This window comes from Caballeronia sp. ATUFL_F1_KS4A (genome assembly GCF_023630905.1).
Lineage (GTDB): Bacteria > Pseudomonadota > Gammaproteobacteria > Burkholderiales > Burkholderiaceae > Caballeronia > Caballeronia zhejiangensis.
Genome location: NZ_JALQEB010000029.1, coordinates 237,271 through 259,144 on the forward strand (window position 1 = coordinate 237,271; position 21,874 = coordinate 259,144).

Consider the following 21,874-nt stretch of genomic DNA (forward strand, 5'->3'; position numbering starts at 1 on the left):
TTCGGGGCCGGCTACATATCGCGTCGTCGCCGGAACGCCCACCATCCGGCGAGCGCGGTGAAGGTCGCGACGATCGCCACGAGCAGCCAGAAGCCGTGGTGATTTTCCGCGAGCGGAATGCCGCCGACGTTCATGCCGAAGAAACCCGCGACGATATTGATCGGCAGCGCGAGCACGGTCACGAGCGTCAGCGTGAAGAGCGTGCGGTTGCTTTGCTCGTCCATGCGCGTCGCGACTTCTTCCTGCAGGAGCTTGATGCGCTCGACGAGCCCGGCGAGATCGTTGAGCACGAGCGAGAACTCTTCGGTCGCGTCGCGAAGGTCCTGAATGTCCTGCGAATGCAGCCAGCGCGGCGGCCGCGCGAGCAGCCGGAACACGGAGCCGGGTTCGGGCGCGAGCAGGCGCTGCAGCCGGACGAGCACGCGCCGCAGTCCGCCGAGATCGGTGCGGGTCGCGGCGCCGCGCATCGACAGGAAACGGTCTTCGATGCCGTCGACCTCGACGCTCGTGCGCCGCACGATATGCACGAGCAGATCCGCCTGATCGCGCAACAGATGCGCGAGCAACTCGGCGGGCGAACGGAAAATTTCGCCGCGTCTAACCGACTCGCGCAGCGAATCGACCGATCGCAAGGGCTTGAGCCGCGCCGTCACGATCAGCTTCTGATGCGTGTAGACCCACAGCGTCGCGATCTCCGAGGGCGTCAGCTCGAAGTTGAACATCACATCGTTGATGACGGCGAGGAGCGCGCCTTCCTGATGCTCGATGCGCGTCGAATGCGAGCCTTCGTTGAGCGTGTCGAAGAACGCGTCGGGCAGGCCGAGGCGGCCGCGCATCCACCGTTCGCACGAACTGTTCGCGAGATCGAAGTGCAGCCAGACGAATTCCTTGGGCGTGTCGTCGCGGGCGAGCCATTCGCTTGCGGCTTCGGCATCGATCGGCACGCCGGGCAGATCGGCATGAAATCGGAAACCGCAGACGAGGCCGGAAAAGTCGGAGCCGTAAGGCGGTCTTTGCAGGGTAGCGGGATTCATGCGGGCGTTCGGTTACATTCTGAGTATGTCGGCGTGTCGGCGGATGACGCGGCCCCGACGCTTCTGGCATGCGCGTCGCCACGCGCTAGTGTGCCATCGGTCGCGCCCCGGATCGCGATCGTATCGCGTGAACGCGAGCGAAACGACGGCCACGAACGCGGTGCGCCGTGCAAATATGACTGTCATTTTGTCGGCGTATCATCGCGCCACGCAAGACGGGCGCACGCGAGGCGCCGCGCGCGAAACTGGGGAGAAGGCAGTGGAAGACCATGACGACATGGACGGGGCGACGCAAACCACCGCGAACGGGCTGGTTCGCCTGGCGTCGGTGATTGCGGGACTGGCGCGCGAAGGCGCGATCGATACGCGCTTCGGCGCGAAGCTCCTCAAGCGGCTCGACAAGGAAGCGCGGCGCGTATCCGAACCCGGCGGCGCGCCGCTCGACGAGACGGAGCAGTCCGCGCTGTTCGGGGCGCTCGGAGAACTGGATGTCGCGTTGCGCCAGCGCGACGCGGCATCGCTCGTCGAGGCGAATGCGCGGCTGCGCGAGAGCGAAAGCGCGTCGGGAAAGCGTCGCAAAAGCCGGAAGAGCGGCGACGCCTGAGCTTGGCGGCGGGCGGGCGCGAAACATGCTGTTGGGCAGTCGTATGTTTCCGTCGAACGCCCATGCCCCTGTACTTGCATTCTCCTCATTGCGCGCTTTGGACGAATCGCAGCGTCGATGTCGACCGCGATTCGTGGCGCATCCTCATCGTCGACGACAACGCCCATAGCGCCGAAGCGCTTTGCGCCGCGCTCGAAGCTGAGGGCTTCGACACGCGTTTTGCGTTGTCCGGCGTCGATGCACTCCATACGATCGACAACTGGGTGCCGCAAATCGTCATTCTCGATATCACGATGCCGGAACACGACGGTTTCGCAACCGCGCGCGTGCTTCGCCGTATCGCCCGCACGCGCGACGCGGTGATCATCGCGTTCACGGCGCTCGGTGAGGACATCGTGCGGGCAGAGGGCATGCATTCCGGATTCGACGGTTATTGCCAGAAGGGCAACCCGCCCACGGAACTGCTCCGCCTGATCGGACGGCTCGTTCACTGAGATAACGCGGGATGTCGTTCGCGCTAGCGGGAAATTCGCACGCCCGTGCGCTAAATAATTGTTCGTTCCCCGCTAAACGAAGCAGCCGAGCGCGCCGCTTGTCAACACGCGCAATCGCCCGCCAGGCGGACGTTTAGGACGATTTTGAACGATCGTGCGGCCAACTATTGTTGGTCCATATCGAAAACTGAATTGAAATTTATGGAGATAAAAAAGCGATAGTAGGGGTATACACTGCATTCCATCGACGTAGCAGACAGTTTCTCGCAAGACCGCTGCGGCGCTTTCTGATTGAACGTCAACCGTCTTTGGAGCTCACACCATGAAACGCAATCTTCTCGCTACCCTTCTGATCGCCGCTACCGCCACGCTCGCCGCTCCCGCTTTTGCAAGCGGCTACGGTCCGGCTCCGTTCTACCGTCCGGCTGTCGGCGCGCCGACGTCGCAACAAGGTCCGAGCGCACAAGCGATCGCCGCCGAAGAAAACGCGAACGGCACGAGCACGACCGCTTTCGGCGGCTCGCGCGACGCGCTGGCTCAGTCGGGCACCCGCACGCAATCGGCCAACAAGGCTCAGTCCGTCTTCTTCGGTCAATAACCGGTTCGGCCAGCCCGGCTCATCCGCCGGGCCGACAGGCTGAAAGACTGATTCGGCGCGCGCCGCGCAGGCTCAAAAGGTCTGCGTTGCGCGCGCCGAACGCATTTCAGGCCGCGAGCGCGCCGCGCATCACGTTCGCGAGCTCCGACGCCTCGAACTTCGACACATACGCGTTCGCACCGACCTTGCGCACGTGCTGCTCGTTCGCCGATCCCGACAGCGACGAGTGAATCACCACCGGAATGTGCATCAGCCCCGTCTCCGCCTTGATGCGGCGCGTGAGGGTGAAACCGTCCATTTCGGGCATTTCCAGATCGGTGAGCACGAGCGCGATGTGATCCGCGACCTCGGTGCCGTCCTTCTCCGCCTTTCTGAGCGCCGCTTCCAGTACGTCCCACGCTTCCTGGCCGGTTTTGGTCATCACGAAGGGCACGCCCATCGCCGTGAGACTTTGCTCGATGAGCGCCCGCGCGACGCCCGAATCGTCCGCCGCAAGCACGCGCGCGCCCGGCTTGAGCTGCAGCCGACCGGTGTTGGCCTCGGTGATATCCGTTTCCTGCGACGGCAGCACATCACGCACGATGCGCTCGACGTCGAGCACCTGCGCGAGCCGCGAGCCGTCGACGTTGCCATCGAGCCGCGCGAAACTCGTCACCGTCTTGCCGCCCGAGTGCGATTCCGCCGACAGCACCTGATTCCACTCGAGCCGCACGATGTCGTCGACTTCCTCGACCGCGAAGCCTTGCGTCGTGCGCGCGAATTCGGTGACGAGCAGAATTTTCGGACCGTTTTTCGGCCGGCAGCCGGTGATGCGCGCGAGATCGATCACGGGAATGATCTGGCCGCGGATATCCGCGACGCCGAGAATCTCCTCGCTCGAACCGGCGACGGCGGTGATCGTCGGCATCGCGAGAATCTCGCGCACCTTGAACACGTTGATGCCGTACAGCTCCCGTTGCTCCGAGCCCGGCGACTCGCCGAGCCTGAACAGAAGCAACTCGAACATGTTGCTGCCCGCGAGCCGCACGCGCTGCTCGATATCCTGTTGTGAACTGCTCACCTCGTTCTCCCTCTAAGCGATGCCTTCGTGTGTTTGCCGGTGGCTTCACTTTCCACCAGATGCCTGATTAGCGGCATTAATCGGCGAAACTGAAGGCACGCGTGACGACGCGCGAGATGAAACGCGCGGCGCACGTCTCGCGCGGCGCCGGTGATCTATACTTTTTTTGAATGGTCGGGTTAATGCCGATGAAGGCATCGCGCGCGAGGCTTTACGCTGCATACAGGCGCAAGATTACCCGTCGCCCAGGCGCAACAACGTTCCCCGCTCATAACGGAGGCGCTCGATGGCAACAGTCGCACAGGTTCTGAATTCGAAACCCGACCAGACGGTCTTTACCGTTCCAGCCACGGCGTCGGTCTTCGATGCAATCAAGCTGATGGCCGACAAGCACATCGGTGCGGTGATCGTCACCGAAGGCGACGAGATCGTGGGCATCATGACCGAGCGCGACTATGCGCGCAAAGTCGTCCTGATGGACCGCGTCTCGAAGCACACGCCGGTGCGCGACATTATGACGTCGCACGTGCGCTACGTGCGCCCCGACCAGACCACCGACGACTGCATGGCGCTCATGACCGACAAGCGCATGCGTCACTTGCCGGTGATCGACAACGGCAAGCTCATCGGCATGATCTCCATCGGTGATCTGGTGAAGAACATCATGGCCGAGCAGCAGTACACCATCCAGCAGCTCGAGTACTACATTCGCGGCGAGCACACTTGATTGCCGGCGGTCCGGCTGTAAGCATTTCGTTATAATCGGCAGGCTTCGCCTATGAGCGCGGAGCCACGCTCGTCGTGCGCGATCCGCGCGCGCGGAGCATCGAGGGAGCGCCGCCGATGACACCGACTGCCGCATCCGCATCTCCATCCGCCGACACCGCAAAAACGCTCGCCGCCGACGCGCCGTTCTTCATCGTGATGAACGCGGGCTCGGGACGCCGTCAGTCCGACGCGACCCGCAGCCTGCTCGAAAGCGAACTCGGCGCGGCCGGGCGACGTTTCGAATTGCGCGTCGTCGACGATCCGCGCGGTCTCGCGGACGTCGCGCGCGAAACCGCGGCGGCGGCGTGCCAAGCGGGCGGCGTGCTCGTCGGCGCGGGCGGCGACGGCACGCTTTGCACGGTCGCGCACGCGGCGCACGACGCCGGCTGCCCGTTCGCCGTGCTGCCGCGCGGCACGTTCAACTACTTCAGCCGCGACCACGGCATTCCCGCCGATCTCGAGCAATCGACGAAACTTCTGCTCGACGCGCGCGCCTATCCGGTGCAGGTCGGCTTCGTGAACGCGCGCATGTTTCTCGTCAACGCGAGCCTCGGGCTTTATCCGCGCTTGCTCGAAGATCGCGAAATCTACAAGCGGCAATTCGGGCGCAGCCGGCTCGTCGCGCTCTGGTCGGCGCTTTCCACGATGCTCAAGCCGCATCGCCATCTGCGTCTGCATATCGATCACGATGGCAGCACGACCGAAATTCGCTCGTCGACGCTCTTCGTCGGCAACAACCGCCTGCAGATGGAGCAGATCGGCATGCCGGACGAAGCGCGCGCGCTGGAACAGGGCTTGCTCGTCGCGATTGCGCCGCGGCCGGTCGGACGGCTCATGCATCTGTGGCTGTCGCTGCACGGCGCGGCGGGGCGTCTGTCGGATTCCGATCACGTCGTGAGCTTCACGTTCGAGCGCATCACGGTGACGCATCCGTCGAAGAAGCGCAGACTCGTCAAGATCGCGACGGATGGCGAGGTCGCGAAACTGCAGATGCCGCTGGAATTTCGCGTGTCCGACAAACCGCTTTTCCTGCTCAAGCCTGAGCCGACAGTGGCCGAAGCCAATCGCTCATGACCTTGCTGTTGCAGATTTCCGATACGCATTTCGGCACCGAGCGGCCGCCGGTGGTCGCAGCGCTCCTGCGGCTCGCCGATGCGCTCGCTCCCGATCTCGTCGTGCTGTCCGGCGATATCACCCAGCGCGCGCGCAAGCGGCAGTTCGCGTCGGCGCGCGCGTTCGTCGATGCGCTCGGCGCGACGCCGACGCTCGTCATCCCCGGCAATCACGACATTCCGCTTTTCGATCCGCTCGCGCGGCTGTGTTATCCGTACGCGAATCATCAGCGCGCGTTCGGCGCCGATCTCGAACCGGCGTTCGATTCGGCGGGGTTGCTCGTGCTCGGCGTGAACACGACGCGGGCGTATCGTCACAAGGACGGCGAAGTGTCGATGCAGCAGGTGAGGCGCGTCGCCGCGCGGCTGGAGGCGGCGAGCGCGGCGCAGTTGCGCGTCGTGGTCACGCATCAGCCGGTGGCCGTCACGCGCACTCAGGACGAAAAGAATCTGCTGCACGGACGCGAGCGCGCGGTGCCGCGCTGGGCGCGTGCGGGCGCGGACCTGATTCTCGGCGGGCATATTCATCTGCCCTACGTGTTGCCGCTGCACGATACCTTCGCGGGACTCACGCGCCGCATGTGGGCGGTGCAGGCGGGCACGGCGCTGTCGTCGCGCACGCGCGGCACGATCGACAATTCGGTGAACGTGATCCGCCACGACGCAAGCGTTGGCAATGGCGACGGGCGTCGCGCGACGGTCGAACGCTGGGACTATTCGGAGACGACCGAAGCATTCGAGATGATCGCGCGCCACGATCTCGCGCTCGGCGTCGCGCAACCGACGGATGCTGTCACGTCGCCCGGATGACGAGTTCGGCGAAGCCCGTCGCGGCATCGTGCTCACGCGTGTAACCTTCGCCGGGCAGATGCGCGACGATGATCTCCGCCGTCGTCCGCACGATGCAGCCCGGCGTGACGTGGCCGCCGGAGACGCGGCCATCGGCATCGGCGATGCTCATGTGCAGGTGCGGGCCTTGCGCTGACAGCGTGCCGGCGAGCGTGACGATTTCGAGATCGCCGCGCAATTCAACGGCTTCGTCGCGGCCCGCGTAGCGCAGACGCGCGACGTTCAGGCTGCCGATGCCCTGAAGGACGAACGCGGCGGAGAGCGCGTGTGCGCGGAAGGCATGATCGAGCGCGGCGCGCAGATCGTCGCCGGGCGACAGACGAAGGGTCATCGCATGCATGGATGAAGGACTCGTAGAGGATCACGTTCAAGACTACACGCTGGCGGATCGCGGTGGCATCATGGGCGCGGTCCGCCGTGGCTATTTCTTACTGTGGAGACGCCATGAGTTTCGAACTGACGATGCTTGCCTGGACGCTCGTGCTCGCGCTGGTGCAAGTGTTGCTCCCTGCGGTCGTGCGCAACCGCGAAGTCGGCATCAGATACCAGGCCGGCCCGCGCGATGCCGCCACGCCGCCGCCCAGCAAGCTTTCCGGACGGCTGATGCGGGCGCAGTCGAATCTGTTCGAGACGCTGCCGATTTTCGCCATTGCGGTGCTGATCGTGCACGTCACGGGGCGCGAGAACACGCTCACGCACTATGGCGCGCTCGCGTATTTCGTCGCGCGTCTGGTCTACGTGCCGCTCTACGCTGCCGGCGTGCCGTTCGTGCGCTCGCTGGTGTGGCTGGTGTCGGTCGTGGGCATCGTGCAGATTCTCGTTCCCATCATCTGACGAGGAGTGAAGGGCAATGACCGATCAAGCTTCGACCATCGAGATCGAAACCGCGCCGAATCCCGAATTCGCCGTGATCCTGATGCACGGCCTCGGCGCCGATGCCAACGACTTCGTGCCGCTCGTGCCCGAATTGCGTCTCGCCGATGCGCCCGCGATCCGCTTCGTGTTTCCGAACGCGCCGGAGATCGCCGTGACGGCGAATAACGGCTATGTGATGCGCGCGTGGTACGACATTCTGTCGTTCGAGGGCATCAACCGGCGCGTGGACGAGGCGGGCATCGTCGCTTCGGTCGGGCGCGTGCGGGCGCTTATCGAGGCGCAGAACGCGCGGGGAATTCCCAGTGAGCGCATTTTTATCGCGGGATTTTCGCAGGGCGGTGCGATGACCTATCAGGCGGGGCTCACTCATCCCGAGAAGCTCGCTGGGTTGATCGTGCTGTCGGGCTACATTCCTTCCGAAGGGCTGATCGATGAATCGCTTTCCGAAGCGAACCGATCGGTTCCCATCTTTGCCGCGCATGGGAGCTTCGATGATGTGCTCAATGTGGCTCTCGGTGAGCAGGCGTGCGAATTCGCTCGCGGGCAAGGGTGTGAGGTCGAATGGCATGCCTATCCTATGGCGCATTCGGTTTGTATGGAGGAGGTTGAGGCGTTGCGGGCTTGGTTGGGGGGGCGGTTGCGAGGGTGAGGTTTTTTTTCGCCGGATCCCGTTTTCGTGTCGGTCTATTAGCGTTGCCCCTGTGCGGGGCGGCACTTACTTTCTTTGCTGCTGCAAAGAAAGTAAGCAAAGAAAGCAGCTTTCAGGCCCGCGGTCACACGCAATTTGGGTAGTCCTCTCGTCCTCGATGGCACTCGCCTAAAGAGTGCCCTCATCACAATAACGGGACTTGGATCGCGCACGGTCCGCCGTCCGAAGACGTTGAGGACACTGGTTCAGCACGAAAGAGCTTCGGCACAGCGCTACGCGCTGCCGCCGGGTATGCAAGGGAAACCAAAGGGCGGCGATTGCAGTGAGATGGAGACGTTAGTAGCGGAGCACATGCATCCCCGCTTGACCGGTCGGCCGCGAAGCGGGCCGGAGCTATTTGGTGCTGAACCAGTTTGTTGTGTGGTGCGATGTGACAGACCGTGCGCGAGCCAAGCCCGATGGGGTGTTTGGGGGCACTCTTTAGGCAGCCCACGATGGACGAGAGGACTACCCAAATTGCGTGTGACCGCGGGCGTATCGGAAGCTGCTTTCTTTGCTTACTTTCTTTGCAGCAGCAAAGAAAGTGAGTGCCGCCCCGCACAGGGGCAGTGCTAATAGACCGACGCGAAACCGGGATCCGGCGAAAAAAAGACTCACGCACCCGAGTCACAAAAACCAGCAATCAAGGCAAGCATCCCACGCCGCAATTCCACAGGACTAACGGGCTTGGAAAGCACGTCCTGCTCACACGCGAGCGGCACGATACACGCGGCCGGTTCACCGGTAACGACGAGACAAGGACAAGGCCGCCCAAGCCGCGTCGCACCGAGCATCGCCACTTCCCGCGCGGTCTTGGCATCACGAAGTCGAAAGTCGGTAATGATGAGATCCGGAAACCGCTCGATATCGCCGAGAATCGTCTCGAACTCCTCGAAGCTCGCCGCCGAGTCATAAAGCACGCCCCATTGCGACAGCAGCGCTTCGGTCGACGCCCGCACGAGCCCATCGTCCTCGACGAGCAACACATAACGCCCCTTGAGCTGCGCCATTTCCGCCGCCTCGGAACGCGCCGGCGCACGCGCCGACGGCGTGTCGGGCGACGGTCCGCACAGCGGCATTTCGAGCGAAAAGCGCGAGCCGCGCCCTTCGGTGGACTTCAGTTCGATGCGATGCTGATCGAGCATCGACATCACCGCATTGACGATCGACAGCCCGAGCCCCAGCCCCTTGTCGCGATCCTGCTCGGGATTGTCGACCTGAAAGAACGGCTGAAAAATCGCATCGAAATAATCGGCCGGAATGCCGATGCCGTTATCCAGCACGTCGATACGCGCGCGCGTCGGCGAACGCACCACGCCGACGATCACGGTCGGCTTCGAAGTCTTGCTCTGATCTGCATACTTGATCCCGTTGGACACCAGATTGGCCACGGCGCGCCCGAGCCAGTGCGCGTCGCTGCGCACGCAGACGACATCGTCCTTCGGCAGCCGCAGGCGCAATTCGACGCCGCGGCTCATCGCGAACGGACGCAACTGCTCGGCGGCTTCCTCGACGATCTGTCGCACGTCGAATACGTGATAGCGCGGCACGACGCGCCCCGATTCCAGCCGCGAGAGATCGAGCACCGCGTTCAGCAGCCGCGCGAGGATCACGGACGAACGCCCGCACTCGTTGATGAGCCGTTCGGCCTGATCGAATTCGCCATTGCGGATGGCCTCGGCCGCCGCCTGCAGGAACAGATTGAGCGCGTGCATCGGCTGACGCAGATCGTGCGTCGCCGCGGCGAGAAAGTTGGATTTCTCGCGGCTCGCGGTCTGCGCGGCGATCATCTGCTGTTCGCGCAGCGCGAGCAGCGCGTTGGTCTTGTTCTCCTGATCCTTCTTGGAGACTTCGAGCTCGCGATTCTTGCGGCCGAGCGAAACATTCGCGGTGCGCAATTCGTCGTTGAGGGAAGCCAGCGCGCGCTCCGAACTATAGCGCTCGCGCGAGACGCGCTCGGCGTGCGTGCAGACGCCGTGCCCCACGACCACGACGTTGAACATATAGAAGAGCCCCGCGAAGAAATCCTCGGGGTTGAGCAGATGAATCGTCACCTGCAACACCACGATCGACGCCAGCGTGATGATGCCCGCTGTCAGCGCGACGCGAGAGCGCAGATAAAAGAAACTGAACTGGAAGAACAGCGCAAGGCACAGCCCGATGAAATGCTGCGTGTAGTTATAGGGCGCGGGCGTGATCGCGACCATTGCGAGGATCAGGCACAAGAGCCCGTAAATGCCCGTCAGAATGATGCGTTGCGCGGTGGCGTGCGAGCGGAACGACGGCCGCAGCACCAGCACGCCGACAAAAAACAGCAGCGCGATGCCCGCGAAGCGCAGCGCGAGGATGTCGGGCAGGCGCGAATCGAGCGCGCGGTTGCCCCGCGCGAAGCTGAAGTCCCACCAGAGGAAGCACGTCCAGATGGCAAGCGCGAGCAGCGTCGACGCGCGCCGGAATGCGCAGAAGCGCTGGCTGTGGTCTTCGAGAAACTGCGCTTCGAGGACGGGATCGGAAAACGGCGCCGGAATCGAGAGATTGCGCACCAGGCTCGCGCCGGCCTCGCGGGCCGCCGAGAGAAGAATGCCTGGATTGCGCACGCCGGCGGCGCGTTGCGGTACGGCCATCTTCATGCTCGCTCAGGGAATCGGGATATCTACTTTATGCCAACGCGGTCAGACAAATACGCCTTTTTTAGCAATCGGCCATTATCTCCGGCAATTATTGCGCTTTTTTGGCGAGTTGCGAGGGCACGCGGCGAGACGGAAGGAAGGAGGAAGGGAGCCGATCGGCGGGCGTTTGATCGTTTGCCCGCCGATTCGAAGGACAGCCACAACGAATGCCCCCCGCACGATGACGAGGGCGGTCTCGAGGAGAACCGTTCAGCTTTTCGGTTTGGCCTTGGTGGTGCGCTTCGTGACCTGCGTTTCCTTCGCGCCTGCGGCCTTCGCGGGCGATGCCTTGCTGCCGGCCGTTTTCTTGCGGCTCGACATTTCCGTTTCTGCGGGTTGGCTCGCTTGAGCCTTGCGTGGGGATGGCATGTTGACCTCCTTCAGTATGTGTCCATATCGACACATTGATAACCATAGGATGCGGTCAGCCGGTATTCAAGACTCGGCGGGCTTCTCGCGCGGCGCATCGGCCAAAAAACTTCTGAGAGCGAAGCATTTCGCCCGATGCCCGCAACGAGCGCGACGAGCGCGATCAGTGGATGAGCTTCAGCCCCGCCGGCAGCGTTTCGCCGAACACGCGTCCGACCTCGGCGCGATCGAGCTCGACGGTCTCGCGGACCATCGCGATCCACGCCTGCGCCGCGCCCATCGTTTCGAGACGCTGCACGACAGCCGCGCGCGCATCGTCGGGCAGATCGCGCGAGCGGTCGCCGGTCATGCGCGCGATCTGCACGGCGGCGAACGCGGCGGGATCGACCTTCTTCCAGTCGAGCGCGAGGATCGCATCGAGCCAGACGACGGCGACCTCGGGCGGCACGACACCGTGCGCGCTGCCGTAAAAGGGCGCGCGGGCGCCGATGCGGCCCAGCGCCCACCAGCTTTGCACGCTCTCCGAAGGCTTTTTCAGGCGCGTGAGCAGCCATTCGCCGACCTCGATCTTGCGCTCGACCGGCACGCGTTCCAGCGACGCCGCGAGCCGCACCATGTCCTCGTAGCCCGCGCGCGCAGCGCCCGCCGCCTTGCGATAGCGGCTCGTGCCGGGCGGTTGCAGCACGAAGGCCATGTCGTCGAGCAGCTTGAGTTGCGCCGCTTCGGGCAGGCCACCGGCCGCGCGGCGCCAGAGCGTCCACCATTCGGACCAGATCTGGCTTTCGTTGCTGTACTGAATGCCCTGATCGAAAAGCGTCCAGAGTTGCTCGACACGCCATTCGTCGAGCGGATGCCCGAAGCCCGGACGCATGCAGTAGCCCGCGAGATTGAGCCACAGACGCTCGTGATCGGCGGTGCGGCGGCGCTTTTTCGCGCGCTCGAACAGCGCGCCGAAGACCTCGCGCAAGAGTGCGATGTCCCAGGTGTCGCGCGGGCCGAGCGTCTGTTCGAGCTGCGCGCGCAGGCGTTTGACTTCCTTCGGCCCGACATCGTGCGACTTCGCGCCGAACGTGCGGTCTATCAGTTCGATGGCTTTCGGCAGCGCCGGATGCGATTCGCTCACGGTCTCGTCGGTCTGCGACGCCTCGCGGCGCAACTGGAATTCGAGCAGCCAGCGTTGCGCGGGATCGTCGACGGCGATGCAGTGCATCTCCAGCGTGCCGACTTCGGTGAGCGAGGTCGTCAGCTGAACCGCCGTTTCGCGCGCTCGGCCCTTGCCGGCGGCATGCGGATCGACGACGGTCGCGATCGGCGGCAGACGGATGAAATCGCCCGATGCGGCCGCGAGGTCTGCGAGCGCGCCCGCTTCGTAAGCCGTCTCCGACACCGACGACGCCAGGTGAAAGCGCACCGGCGCGCCGAGCGTGAGCGCGAAGGTGCGATCGGCGAGATGGATCGCCTGGCCTTCTTCGGTGCCGCGCGGCAGGACGCAGACGCCACGCATCGCGTTGGCATCGTCTTCGAGCAGCAGGAAGAAGCTGCGCGCCGAGCCACCGCCGATCTTCGGCGCATTGCCCGCGCGCGCGAGCGCGTAGGCGACCGCGCCGCGCGCGACCGCGACATCGGGATTGCCGTTCGCGAGCACGTTGACGGCTTCGCCGCGCCAGCCGGAAAGCGTATCGGCGATGCGGCGCGCGAGCGGAGCGGCGCGAAACACGCCGCCGTTCAACAGCAAGGTGTCCGGAATGGCGAGCGTTTCGGCGGGCGCATCGACGAGGCCGAGCGCCTTCTTCGCCTCGCCGGCATGCTGGCCGAGAAACGCCGCGATATGCCGCGTGATGGCCGCGTCGCTCGCATACGGCAGCCCGAATTCGACGATGCCGCCGCGCGAACGGCCGGGGCGATCGCTCGGGGCGACCATCGGAAAGAATCCTTCGACGATGATCCGCTCGATCTCGTCGCGCGTGACATCGGCCGAACGCGCGCCGCCGATCAGCTTCGAGCCCGCGCCGAGCAGCGTGATCGACGTGGATGCGGGCGCGTTGTCGCCTAGCAATTGCTCTTTCGCCGCGCGGCAGCGCTCGACGAGTTGCGACAGGCGTCCGGCGGAAAGACGCGCATCGCTGCCCGCGAGACGCTTCTCGACGAGATGCGCGAGCGCGAGATCCATGTTGTCGCCGCCGAGCATCAGATGGTTGCCCACGCCGATGCGCGTCAACACCGGCTCGCCGTTCTCCATCGCGACCTGGATGAGCGTGAGGTCGGTCGTGCCGCCGCCGACGTCGACGATCATCACGAGCCGCGTCGCCTTCAGATCATCCGCGAGCGTCGCGCGATGATGAAACAGCCAGTCGTAAAGCGCGGCCTGCGGCTCTTCCAGCAGCCGCAGTTTTTCGAGTCCCGCCATGCGCGCGGCTTCGAGCGTCAGCGCGCGGGCGCCTTCATCGAACGAGGCGGGCACGGTCAGCACGACGTCCTGCGTGTCGAGCGGTGCATCCGGAAAGCGCTCGTTCCACGCCGCGTGGACGTGCGCGAGATAGCTCGCGCTCGCCATGACCGGCGAGATTTTTTCGACGTCGTCGCCCGCGCCCCACGGCAAGATGGCCGCGAGGCGATCGACCGCCGCGTGCGACAGCCAGCTTTTCGCGCTCGACACGAGCCGTCCCGGCACCTGCGCGCCGAGCATCCGGGCGAATCTGCCGATGACGGCGGGCGCTTCCATCTCGCCCCACGGCAATTGCAGATCCTCGGACTTGAGTTCGCCTGGCGCGAAGTGATAGCGCAGCGACGGCAGAAGCGGCAGCGCCGCGACTTCCCCCGCGCCGACGAGCTGGTCGATGTCGAACACGCGGATATCGTTCGAGCCGATTTCCGCGTACGCGACGACCGTATTGCTCGTCCCGAGATCGATGCCGACGCTGTACCGCGCGCCGGACACCTTTTTCTTGCGCCCGGACACTTACAGGCCCATGCCCTGATCCGCGCCCGCGTTCGCGCCGCCGCGCACGTCGAACTCGACCTTCCAGCGCTCGGACGAGCCGCGCGGAATCGCTTCGAGTTCGAGCGTGCCCGCTTCGGTCACGCGTGCGTGCAGCTTGACGGGCACGACCTCGCCCGGCGTGCGGCCTTCGGGCGGCAGCGACGCTTCGATCTCTTCGAGTTCCTGCAATTCGTCCGGTTGCCAGTAATCGAGCAGCGTGCCGACCTGATCCTGACGACGCACCGAGGAGCCGAAGAAGCGGAAATGCACCGGCTCGCCGACGACGAGCCCGAATTCCTGCGCGGGCAATTCGGCGTCCGTGCCTTCCTCCATGCCGAACGGCGCGACGCACAGCGCCTGCACGGGCGGCTCCAGTCCGGGAACGGCCGGCATCGCCGATTCGACCGCGACGTAGTACGCGCGCGCCGTGCCGCCACGGATGCGCACGCCCTTGCCGCGCCGCACGTAGCCGTAATAGGCCGCGCCGCGCGCCACCGCGAGATCGAGGTCCGCGCCTTCGAGCAGACGCGCGGCGGGCGCGTTTTCGGAGGCGAGCCATGAATTCAGCGTCGTCATCACGCGCTCGACGAGCAGCGGCGACTTGAACACGCCGCCGTTGAACAGCACGACGGTCGGATGCAGCAGCGTCGCGCCCTGCGGCGCCTGATGCTGCAGGCCTTCGACTTCCGTGAGCGCGTTGACCTGACGGCCGAGGAACGCGGCGAGATGGCGCGTGACGGCGGCGTCCTGCGCGTACGGCAGACCGAGTTGCGTGAGACCGACGCGCGCGCGCGAAACGGGGCGAGCCGCGGCATCGACTTGCGGGAAAAAGCCTTCGAGCAGGATCTGCGTGAGTTCGGCGCGCGTGAGTTCGGTGCGCAGCGACCCGCCGATCAGCTTCGAGCCGCGGCTCGGGACGACGAGCGGCACCGCATCGACGGACGGATCGGAAAGCAGCGTTTCCTTCGCCGAGCGGCACGCGTAGGTGAGGGCGCGCAACTGCCACGGATCGGGCTGCGTGCCCGATTGCGCGAGCTTGCGCGCGACGGTATGCGCGAGCGCGAGGTCCATGTTGTCGCCGCCGAGCAGGATGTGCTCGCCAACGGCCACGCGATGCAGTTCCAGATTGCCTTCGCGCTCGACGACCGCGATCAGCGACAAGTCGGTCGTGCCGCCGCCGACATCGACGACGAGAATCACATCGCCCACTTTGACCTGCTTGCGCCAGCCGCCCGACGATTTTTGAATCCAGCTATAGAGCGCGGCCTGCGGCTCTTCGAGCAGCGTCATGCGCGTGTAGCCGGCTGCGGCGGCGGCTTCGGCGGTGAGTTCGCGCGCGGCGGGATCGAAGGACGCGGGAATCGTCACGGTGACGTCCTGCTGATCGAAAGGCGCATCGGGATGCGCGTGGTTCCACGCTTCGCGCAAATGCGTCAGATAGCGCACCGAGCTTTCCAGCGGCGACACGCGCTCGACTTCCTCGGGCGCATCGGACGGCAGGATTGACGCGCGGCGATCGACGCCCGGATGGCACAGCCAGCTTTTCGCGCTGGAAACGAGGCGGATCGGCGTGCCCGCGCCCCGGCTGCGCGCGAGTTCGCCGACGATGAACCTGCGCTCCTGCGTCCACGGCAGCGTGAGATCGCCGGGCGCGAGCTCGTTCTCGTGCGGCAGATAGAGAAACGAGGGCAAAAGATCGCGTTCTTCGGCGGCGCCGGGCGCGGTCAGTTGCGAGATGGGCAGCACGCCTTGCGCGGTCTTTTCGCCGTCGCTCGCGCTCATGTCGACGTAGGAGAGCGCGCAATGCGTCGTGCCGAGATCGACGCCGATCGAGTAGCGCGCCGGGTTATCGTTCGCTTGAATGTCGCTCACAGTTCCACCTCCGCGGGCGCGACGATGCTCGCATCATGGGACGGCGCGAGCTTCGGCAGGCGCGTGTCCTCGACCTTCCATCCACGATGGCTGATGCTGCCCGAAAAGGGCGGCTTGCCGACGACGTTGCCCGTCAGCCGGATGGCGGCGGCATCGAAACCCTCCTGCAGCGTGATGCGCGTGCCTTCCGCTTCGGTGCGCACGGGCTTGACCGTGAAATGCTCGCGCAGCACGTTACGGCAGCCGTCGTGCACGAGGCGGGCGGCCGCGCCGATATCGGCGTCGCTGTAATTGACGATGTCTTCTTCCACGAAATCGATGAAACGCGCGTCGCGCTGCAAAAGGCCGAGCAGTTGCAACGCGGCGACCGGGCTCGCCTCCTTCAGCGCGGACGGCGCGGGTTGAACCGGCGCGGCGGCAGGCTTCGGCGCTTCGGCTTTGAAATCGGGCGCGGCTGCGGGGGCTTCAGGCGCTTCGGGCGCTTCGCGCAGGCGCTGCACGCGGCCCGCGAACGATGCATTGCCGAGAATGCCGAAGAAGGCGCCGAAGGCAATGCCTATCCTGCCGAAAAAGCCTGGATTCATGTCGGTCATGTGATGCTCCTGTAGGCCGCGCGAGGACGACCCTATCCTCGGGCGGCGCGGGTGGCCGGTGTTCGGTGCCGTATCGGCGGGGTGATGCCGGGAATGTCTGCCCGTGCGGCTTTTCAGAAAAGGCACGAAAAACGCCAACGGCCTTTATACCGTATCCCGATATTTTCCATGATGTCGCGCCCCGGCCGGGAAAATCGCTCCGGATGGGCGCGCGGCGGCGGGCCTCATTCTCGCGATTTGCGCCGTCAAGTCAAGGCGCGGCAGGCTTCGCGGCGCGCTTCAGGCCTTGTAGCCGATCTTGCGCAGCAGGTCGTGGCGCCACTTCACGTCGTCTTCGCTTTCGACGCCAAGCGGCGGGAACCCGTCCACCACGCCGACGATCCCGCGTCCCTGATCCGTCTGCGCGACAAGCACCTGCGTCGGATTGGCGGTCGCGCAGAAGATACGGCACACCTCCGGCACCGCCTTCACGGTATTGAGCACGTTGACGGGAAAGAAGCCGTCGCCGAGCACGATGATGAAGCTGTGTCCCGCGCCGATGTTCTGCGCGTTGCGCGCGGCCAGCTCGACGCCATGCTCGTCCGTGCCCGACGTGCGTACGAGCCGCTTGCCGGACGCCTCGCAGAACGCGAGTCCGAAGCGGATGCCGGGCACCGCGCCGACGAGCGCCTCGTGCAGATCCTCGACCGTCTTGATGAAATGCGACTGACCGAGGATGAAGTTGGTTTCCTCGGGCTTGTCGATGGCGATGGCGAGCAGTTCCATGGCGGATCTCCGGTGCGCGCTGGAAATTCCATGGTAGGCGCTTTTCTACGCGCGTATTTCGAACCCCGCGAGATACGCCGCCGCATCGCCGCCGTCCCAGACGCGGCCATCGCAGAACGTCGCCGCGCGCCGTTCGCCGGGAATCGCAATGCCCGCCGCCTGCGCCGCCTCGCGATAAAGCGCGGTCTGATTCACGCTCGCCGCGATGGCCGCATCGTCGATATCGGCGCCGAGCATGCCCCAGCGCCGGTATTGCGTAATGAACCAGACGCCGTCCGATACGCGCGGATAGTTCACCGCGCCTTCATCGAAGAAACGCACGGGCAGCGCGCGCGCATCGCCGCCATCGGATGCGGCGAGGCGCGGCTCGATCAGCGCGCGCGGCACGCCGAGCAGCGCGGACGACGACAGCGCCTCGGCGATCTCCTCGCGATGCGCCCGCGTATCGAGCCAGGCGCACGCATCGAGCATCGTGCGAACGAGCGCGCGCGCCGTCGCGGGATAGAGCGCCGCGAAATCGCGCCGGCACGCGAGCACCTTCTCCGGATGATCCGGCCAGATCTCGCTCGTGTACGCGACCGTCCTGCCCGCGTCGCGCGCCTCGGCGACGGCGTGCCACGGCTCGCCCGCGCAGAAGCCGTCGAGCGCGCCCTCGACGAGCGCATCGGCCATGCGCGGCGGCGGAATCACGATGCTCTGCACATCGCGCAACGGATGCACGCCGTGCGCCGCGAGCCAGTAATACAGCCACATCGCGTGCGTGCCGGTCGGAAAAGTCTGCGCGATGACCGGCGGCCGCCCGAGCGAATGCAACGCTTCCTTCACGCTGGCGCCGTTCCGGATCGCATCGGCCAACGGACGCGACAGCGTGATCGCCTGACCGTTGCGATTGAGGACCATCAGCACGGCCATGTCCGCCTGCGGCCCGCCGATACCCAGTTGCACGCCGTACACGAGGCCATAGAGCGCGTGCGCCGCGTCGATCTCGCCGGACAGCAGCTTGTCGCGCACGGCCGCCCACGACGGCTGACGGCACAGCTCGATCGAGATGCCATGACGCGCGCCGAGATCGCGCAACGCGGCGACGGCGAGCGGCGCGGCATCGGAAAGGGCGACGAAGCCGAGCCGCAGATGCGTGCGTTCGGGTTGGGAGGAAGTGATGTTCATGAGATGTCGATAAAGCTAGAGCAGATCGGCCATCGAAAGCAATTGGCGCGCGATCTCGGCGACCTTCACGCCCTGATCCATCGCGCGCTTGCGAAGCGCCGCATAGGCTTCGTTTTCGGACATGCCGCGCCTGTCCATCAGAAGACGTTTCGCGCGGTCGATGACCTTGCGCTGCTCCAGTTCGTCCTCGACCTTCGCGAGCCGCTGACGCAACTGCGCTTCATGCGCGAAACGCGCGAGCGCGACTTCGATGATCGGCGCGAGACGCTCGGGCGCGAGTCCTTCGACGGAATACGCGGTGACGCCCGCGCCCACTGCCGCGCGAATGAACTGCTGATCCGCGTCGTTGCTGAACATCAGCACGGGACGCGGCGCGGCCTTGTTCATCACCGCGAGCTGTTCGAGCGTGTCGCGCGAGGGCGACTCGGTATCGATGATGACGACATCGGGCTTCTGGCTCTCGACGGCCTTGTGCAGCGCCGAAGGCGCGGCCGCTTCGGCGAGCATGTCATAGCCCATGCGCGCGAGTTGCTCGCGCAAATCGCCTATGGGCTTGTCGGTGTCGGTGACGAGAAGAACGCGAAGCATGCGGGAAGCGGAAGCGGTCATGCGAGGGACGCTTGAGACTTTAACGCGCCGTCCGCGCTTTGAGAACCCGCTTTACGCGGCATGAGCGAAGCCTTTGGCGCTCTGCATATGCGCCGCGAATTCCGCCGCTTCGCCGATTGCACCGCCGATCAGAATCACCGCCGGACTGCCGAGGCCGGCAGCGTTGGCATCATCGGCAAGACGATCGAGTGTCGTCACGAGCCGCTTTTCCTGCGACGATCCCGCGTGCTGCACGACGGCCGCAGGGGTGCTCGCGGGCAACGCATCGAGCAACGATGCCGTCAGACTCGCGATGCGGCTCATGCCCATATAGATCGCGAGCGTGGTGCCCGTTGCGGCGAGCGCGGCCCAATCCGGCTGACTGTGATCCTGCATGTGCGCGGTGACGAACGTCACGCCCTGACAATGATCGCGATGCGTGAGCGAGATGCCGAGTCCAGCCGCCGCCGCGAATCCCGATGACACGCCATTGACGATATCGACCGGAATATCCGCCCCGCGCAATGCGGCGATCTCTTCGCCCGCGCGTCCGAAGAGCAACGCGTCGCCGCCTTTCACGCGCACCACATGCAGTCCTTTCTTCGCGTATCGCTGCATGAGGCGCTGAATGAAGGCTTGCGGCGTGGACTTGCATCCGCCGCGCTTGCCGACGCGAATCACGCGCGCGTTCGGCGCAAGCGTGACGATGTCGGCGTTGGCGAGATCGTCGACGAGAAGGACGTCGGCGGCGGCGAGCGCCTTCGCGGCGCGCAAGGTCAGCAAGTCCAGATCGCCGGGGCCCGCGCTCAACAGAGTGACTTTGCCTTTGATGGTGCTCATCGTTGCTTCCTGAGTCTGCGTGCTTCGTATGTGAGGCATCGGCGCGGCAAACGCAGATAGCGTCCGCTCGTATCGTTGCACGATGGGGACGCCTTTGTCCTTGCTTTCATGTATCGGGGCGCCGCGAACGCCGTTGCTCGCAGCGCTTTCGACAATGCAATAAGCGGGCCATTGGTCGAATAAGGCTTCGAGCACGTTATCCGCACTGTCGTTGTGCGCGGGTGGCACCGCGAGGGCGCATGGGCGCTTGCTCGATGTGATTGCGTGCGTTAACCGTGCAGTACAAAGTCGAGGAGCGTACGAAGTGATCGCTTGCACGTTCGCACGGCATCAGTGCTGCGTCGCACCATCCCTGTGCCCGCCTGCATCGAAACATGACGTGAAGCTCATGCGCGCAGTCCGTGCATATAACGCGCAAAGCCTTGCGCGACAAGCGTCTGAAGTCGATGCGGCGCGCATGGCATAGGCCTTGCCTTATGTCTCGCCATCGGATCAACGGCGATCCGTCCTGAATACAGCGCCCGGCAAGTGAAGAACATGCGGGCATCGGACAACGGCGTCCCCCGCATCGGCTTCCCGGCCCATGCGCGGGACGCCTTTCTTTTTTTGCGGAAAGACGATGGACAAAGCCACCCGGATCGATCTCTTCAGCATGCGCAGCGCGCCGATGCGCGCCTTCCATCTCACGTGGATGGCCTTCTTCGTATGCTTCTTCGCGTGGTTCGCCTGCGCGCCGCTGATGCCGCTCATCAAGCGGGAATACGGACTCACGGCGGATCAAGTTGCGAACATCAATATCGCGGCCGTCGCCGTGACGATTCTGGTGCGCCTCGTCGTCGGACCGATGTGCGATCGCTTCGGCCCGCGCCGCGTGTATGGCGCGCTGCTGCTCGCGGGTTCGGTGCCTGTCATCGGCGCGGCGCTCTCTACGGGCTACGACAGCTTCCTGTGGTGCCGTCTCGCGATCGGCGCGATCGGCGCGAGCTTCGTCATCACGCAGTACCACACGTCGGTGATGTTCGCGCCGAACGTCGTCGGCACCGCGAACGCAACGACTGCCGGCTGGGGCAACGCGGGCGCGGGCGCGGCGCAGGCGATCATTCCGCTTCTCGTCGCGGCAGCGATCGCGCTCGGCGTGGGCGAAGCATCGGCATGGCGCGTCGCTTTGATCGTGCCGGGCATCGCGATGCCGGTGATGGCCTTCTTCTACTGGCGCTATACGCAGGATTGCCCGCAAGGCGACTTCGTCGCGCTGCGCCGTGCCGGCGTCGCGATCGACGGCGGCAAGAAGGGCGGCTGGCAGAGCTTCCTGACCGCGTGCTCGAACTATCGCGTGTGGATGCTCTTCGTCACGTACGGCGCGTGCTTCGGCGTCGAAGTGTTCATCCACAACATGGCGGCGATCTATTACGTCGATCACTTCGGCCTCTCGCTCGCGCAAGCCGGCATGGCGGCGGGCAGCTTCGGTCTGCTCGCGCTCTTCGCCCGCGCGCTCGGCGGCTGGCTCTCCGATAAAGCCGCCGCGAAGAAAGGCCTCGATATCCGCGCGACCTTGTTGTTCGCGCTGATCGCGGGCGAAGGCATCGGCCTCTATGCGTTCGCGCATGCGCCGAGCGTCGTGCTCGCCATCGTCGCGATGCTTGCGTTCGGCCTCTTCACGCACATGGCATGCGGCGCGACTTACGCGCTCGTGCCGTTCATCGATCGCAAGGCGCTCGGCGGCGTGGCTGGCGTGATCGGCGCCGGCGGCAACGTCGGCGCGGTCGCAGCGGGCTTCCTGATGAAAGGCCTCGGCAACGCGCAAGCCACGCTCTCGATGCTCGGCGTGATCGTCGCGACGACGGCGCTCTGCGCGCTCGCCGTGCGCTTCTCCCCCGAACACAAGGCACGCGAAGCGGCACTGCGCGAAAGCGCGCTCGCAGCCAATAACGTCATTGCAAACTGAGAA

Annotated in this window: 21 protein-coding genes; 9 read left to right on the plus strand and 12 right to left on the minus strand. The window is 65.2% G+C overall.

Going from position 1 to position 21,874, the window contains the following annotated elements:
• Positions 1–11: 11 nt before the first annotated feature.
• Entirely contained in the window at positions 12–1,034 is a 1,023-nt protein-coding gene (locus NCS03_RS16310; protein ID WP_008353624.1) for a transporter, read from the minus strand.
• 259 nt (positions 1,035–1,293) lie between these two features.
• Between NCS03_RS16310 and NCS03_RS16315 the strand changes: the two genes are divergently transcribed.
• The 3 genes from NCS03_RS16315 to NCS03_RS16325 all read left to right on the plus strand — a co-directional run bounded on the left by NCS03_RS16315 (position 1,294) and on the right by NCS03_RS16325 (position 2,730).
• The gene (locus NCS03_RS16315; RefSeq protein ID WP_033537148.1) at positions 1,294–1,638 is read left to right on the plus strand and encodes a hypothetical protein; all 345 of its coding nucleotides are present in this window, start codon (positions 1,294–1,296) and stop codon (positions 1,636–1,638) included.
• Between the two features lie 62 nt (positions 1,639–1,700).
• On the plus strand, positions 1,701–2,132 hold the full coding sequence (locus tag NCS03_RS16320; RefSeq protein ID WP_250529396.1) for a response regulator: 432 nt from the start codon (positions 1,701–1,703) through the stop codon (positions 2,130–2,132).
• Positions 2,133–2,454: 322 nt separating this feature from the next.
• The gene (locus NCS03_RS16325; RefSeq protein ID WP_008353619.1) at positions 2,455–2,730 is read left to right on the plus strand and encodes a hypothetical protein; all 276 of its coding nucleotides are present in this window, start codon (positions 2,455–2,457) and stop codon (positions 2,728–2,730) included.
• 106 nt (positions 2,731–2,836) lie between these two features.
• Here NCS03_RS16325 and NCS03_RS16330 read toward each other — a convergent pair whose 3' ends face one another.
• On the minus strand, positions 2,837–3,790 hold the full coding sequence (locus tag NCS03_RS16330; protein ID WP_008353618.1) for a chemotaxis protein: 954 nt from the start codon (positions 3,788–3,790) through the stop codon (positions 2,837–2,839).
• Between the two features lie 286 nt (positions 3,791–4,076).
• On the opposite strand from NCS03_RS16330, the gene NCS03_RS16335 reads away from it, so the two are divergent.
• The 3 genes from NCS03_RS16335 to NCS03_RS16345 all read left to right on the plus strand — a co-directional run bounded on the left by NCS03_RS16335 (position 4,077) and on the right by NCS03_RS16345 (position 6,480).
• On the plus strand, positions 4,077–4,517 hold the full coding sequence (locus NCS03_RS16335) for a CBS domain-containing protein (RefSeq protein WP_175979204.1): 441 nt from the start codon (positions 4,077–4,079) through the stop codon (positions 4,515–4,517).
• 116 nt (positions 4,518–4,633) lie between these two features.
• Positions 4,634–5,632, plus strand: a complete 999-nt coding sequence (locus NCS03_RS16340) for a diacylglycerol/lipid kinase family protein (protein ID WP_033537147.1) — start codon at positions 4,634–4,636, stop codon at positions 5,630–5,632.
• Positions 5,629–6,480 (plus strand): metallophosphoesterase family protein, encoded by an 852-nt coding sequence (locus NCS03_RS16345; RefSeq protein WP_008353615.1) that lies wholly within the window; start codon positions 5,629–5,631, stop codon positions 6,478–6,480. Before NCS03_RS16340 ends, NCS03_RS16345 begins: the two co-directional genes overlap by 4 nt.
• Here the strand turns inward: NCS03_RS16345 and NCS03_RS16350 are convergent.
• Complete coding sequence (locus NCS03_RS16350) at positions 6,464–6,859, minus strand: PPC domain-containing DNA-binding protein (RefSeq protein ID WP_250460388.1); 396 nt, start codon at positions 6,857–6,859, stop codon at positions 6,464–6,466. The genes NCS03_RS16345 and NCS03_RS16350 overlap by 17 nt on opposite strands.
• A 104-nt stretch (positions 6,860–6,963) precedes the next feature.
• On the opposite strand from NCS03_RS16350, the gene NCS03_RS16355 reads away from it, so the two are divergent.
• Both NCS03_RS16355 and NCS03_RS16360 read left to right on the plus strand, forming a co-directional pair.
• Positions 6,964–7,353 carry an MAPEG family protein gene (locus NCS03_RS16355; RefSeq protein ID WP_008353613.1) on the plus strand — a complete coding sequence of 130 codons (390 nt, stop codon included), beginning with the start codon at positions 6,964–6,966 and terminating at the stop codon, positions 7,351–7,353.
• Between the two features lie 16 nt (positions 7,354–7,369).
• Positions 7,370–8,044, plus strand: coding sequence for an alpha/beta hydrolase (locus NCS03_RS16360; protein WP_008353612.1), 675 nt, complete (start codon positions 7,370–7,372; stop codon positions 8,042–8,044).
• A gap of 653 nt (positions 8,045–8,697) precedes the next feature.
• Here NCS03_RS16360 and NCS03_RS16365 read toward each other — a convergent pair.
• The 9 genes from NCS03_RS16365 to cobA form a co-directional block, all read right to left on the minus strand.
• Positions 8,698–10,713 (minus strand): ATP-binding response regulator, encoded by a 2,016-nt coding sequence (locus tag NCS03_RS16365; protein WP_250529397.1) that lies wholly within the window; start codon positions 10,711–10,713, stop codon positions 8,698–8,700.
• Between the two features lie 249 nt (positions 10,714–10,962).
• Positions 10,963–11,121, minus strand: a complete 159-nt coding sequence (locus NCS03_RS16370; RefSeq protein WP_160172890.1) for a hypothetical protein — start codon at positions 11,119–11,121, stop codon at positions 10,963–10,965.
• 163 nt (positions 11,122–11,284) lie between these two features.
• On the minus strand, positions 11,285–14,080 hold the full coding sequence (locus NCS03_RS16375) for an Hsp70 family protein (protein ID WP_250529398.1): 2,796 nt from the start codon (positions 14,078–14,080) through the stop codon (positions 11,285–11,287).
• On the minus strand, positions 14,081–15,973 hold the full coding sequence (locus NCS03_RS16380) for an Hsp70 family protein (protein ID WP_250521607.1): 1,893 nt from the start codon (positions 15,971–15,973) through the stop codon (positions 14,081–14,083).
• Positions 15,970–16,566: a DUF2760 domain-containing protein gene (locus NCS03_RS16385; RefSeq protein WP_250435658.1), complete on the minus strand. Its 597-nt coding sequence runs from the start codon at positions 16,564–16,566 to the stop codon at positions 15,970–15,972. Before NCS03_RS16385 ends, NCS03_RS16380 begins: the two co-directional genes overlap by 4 nt.
• A 279-nt stretch (positions 16,567–16,845) precedes the next feature.
• On the minus strand, positions 16,846–17,331 hold the full coding sequence (locus tag NCS03_RS16390) for an adenosine-specific kinase (RefSeq protein ID WP_250529399.1): 486 nt from the start codon (positions 17,329–17,331) through the stop codon (positions 16,846–16,848).
• A 45-nt stretch (positions 17,332–17,376) separates the two neighbouring features.
• Positions 17,377–18,498 (minus strand): CmpA/NrtA family ABC transporter substrate-binding protein, encoded by a 1,122-nt coding sequence (locus tag NCS03_RS16395; protein WP_250440528.1) that lies wholly within the window; start codon positions 18,496–18,498, stop codon positions 17,377–17,379.
• A gap of 15 nt (positions 18,499–18,513) precedes the next feature.
• Positions 18,514–19,086, minus strand: a complete 573-nt coding sequence (locus NCS03_RS16400) for an ANTAR domain-containing response regulator (RefSeq protein WP_034471835.1) — start codon at positions 19,084–19,086, stop codon at positions 18,514–18,516.
• Between the two features lie 72 nt (positions 19,087–19,158).
• Positions 19,159–19,926 carry a uroporphyrinogen-III C-methyltransferase gene (gene cobA, locus NCS03_RS16405; protein ID WP_250440530.1) on the minus strand — a complete coding sequence of 256 codons (768 nt, stop codon included), beginning with the start codon at positions 19,924–19,926 and terminating at the stop codon, positions 19,159–19,161.
• A gap of 619 nt (positions 19,927–20,545) precedes the next feature.
• On the opposite strand from cobA, the gene NCS03_RS16410 reads away from it, so the two are divergent.
• Positions 20,546–21,871 (plus strand): MFS transporter, encoded by a 1,326-nt coding sequence (locus NCS03_RS16410; RefSeq protein WP_008353599.1) that lies wholly within the window; start codon positions 20,546–20,548, stop codon positions 21,869–21,871.
• The last annotated feature ends 3 nt before the right edge of the window (positions 21,872–21,874 follow it).

What these genes read in the sequence shown, in the direction of transcription:
- NCS03_RS16310 (WP_008353624.1), bottom strand. Translation starts at nt 1,034, where the DNA reads ATGAATCCCGCTACCCTGCAAAGACCGCCTTACGGCTCCGACTTTTCC.
- NCS03_RS16320 (WP_250529396.1), top strand. Translation starts at nt 1,701, where the DNA reads ATGCCCCTGTACTTGCATTCTCCTCATTGCGCGCTTTGGACGAATCGC.
- NCS03_RS16325 (WP_008353619.1), top strand. Translation starts at nt 2,455, where the DNA reads ATGAAACGCAATCTTCTCGCTACCCTTCTGATCGCCGCTACCGCCACG.
- NCS03_RS16335 (WP_175979204.1), top strand. Translation starts at nt 4,077, where the DNA reads ATGGCAACAGTCGCACAGGTTCTGAATTCGAAACCCGACCAGACGGTC.
- NCS03_RS16340 (WP_033537147.1), top strand. Translation starts at nt 4,634, where the DNA reads ATGACACCGACTGCCGCATCCGCATCTCCATCCGCCGACACCGCAAAA.
- NCS03_RS16345 (WP_008353615.1), top strand. Translation starts at nt 5,629, where the DNA reads ATGACCTTGCTGTTGCAGATTTCCGATACGCATTTCGGCACCGAGCGG.
- NCS03_RS16350 (WP_250460388.1), bottom strand. Translation starts at nt 6,859, where the DNA reads ATGCATGCGATGACCCTTCGTCTGTCGCCCGGCGACGATCTGCGCGCC.
- NCS03_RS16355 (WP_008353613.1), top strand. Translation starts at nt 6,964, where the DNA reads ATGAGTTTCGAACTGACGATGCTTGCCTGGACGCTCGTGCTCGCGCTG.
- NCS03_RS16360 (WP_008353612.1), top strand. Translation starts at nt 7,370, where the DNA reads ATGACCGATCAAGCTTCGACCATCGAGATCGAAACCGCGCCGAATCCC.
- NCS03_RS16365 (WP_250529397.1), bottom strand. Translation starts at nt 10,713, where the DNA reads ATGAAGATGGCCGTACCGCAACGCGCCGCCGGCGTGCGCAATCCAGGC.
- NCS03_RS16370 (WP_160172890.1), bottom strand. Translation starts at nt 11,121, where the DNA reads ATGCCATCCCCACGCAAGGCTCAAGCGAGCCAACCCGCAGAAACGGAA.
- NCS03_RS16385 (WP_250435658.1), bottom strand. Translation starts at nt 16,566, where the DNA reads ATGACCGACATGAATCCAGGCTTTTTCGGCAGGATAGGCATTGCCTTC.
- NCS03_RS16390 (WP_250529399.1), bottom strand. Translation starts at nt 17,331, where the DNA reads ATGGAACTGCTCGCCATCGCCATCGACAAGCCCGAGGAAACCAACTTC.
- NCS03_RS16395 (WP_250440528.1), bottom strand. Translation starts at nt 18,498, where the DNA reads ATGAACATCACTTCCTCCCAACCCGAACGCACGCATCTGCGGCTCGGC.
- NCS03_RS16400 (WP_034471835.1), bottom strand. Translation starts at nt 19,086, where the DNA reads ATGCTTCGCGTTCTTCTCGTCACCGACACCGACAAGCCCATAGGCGAT.
- cobA (WP_250440530.1), bottom strand. Translation starts at nt 19,926, where the DNA reads ATGAGCACCATCAAAGGCAAAGTCACTCTGTTGAGCGCGGGCCCCGGC.
- NCS03_RS16410 (WP_008353599.1), top strand. Translation starts at nt 20,546, where the DNA reads ATGGACAAAGCCACCCGGATCGATCTCTTCAGCATGCGCAGCGCGCCG.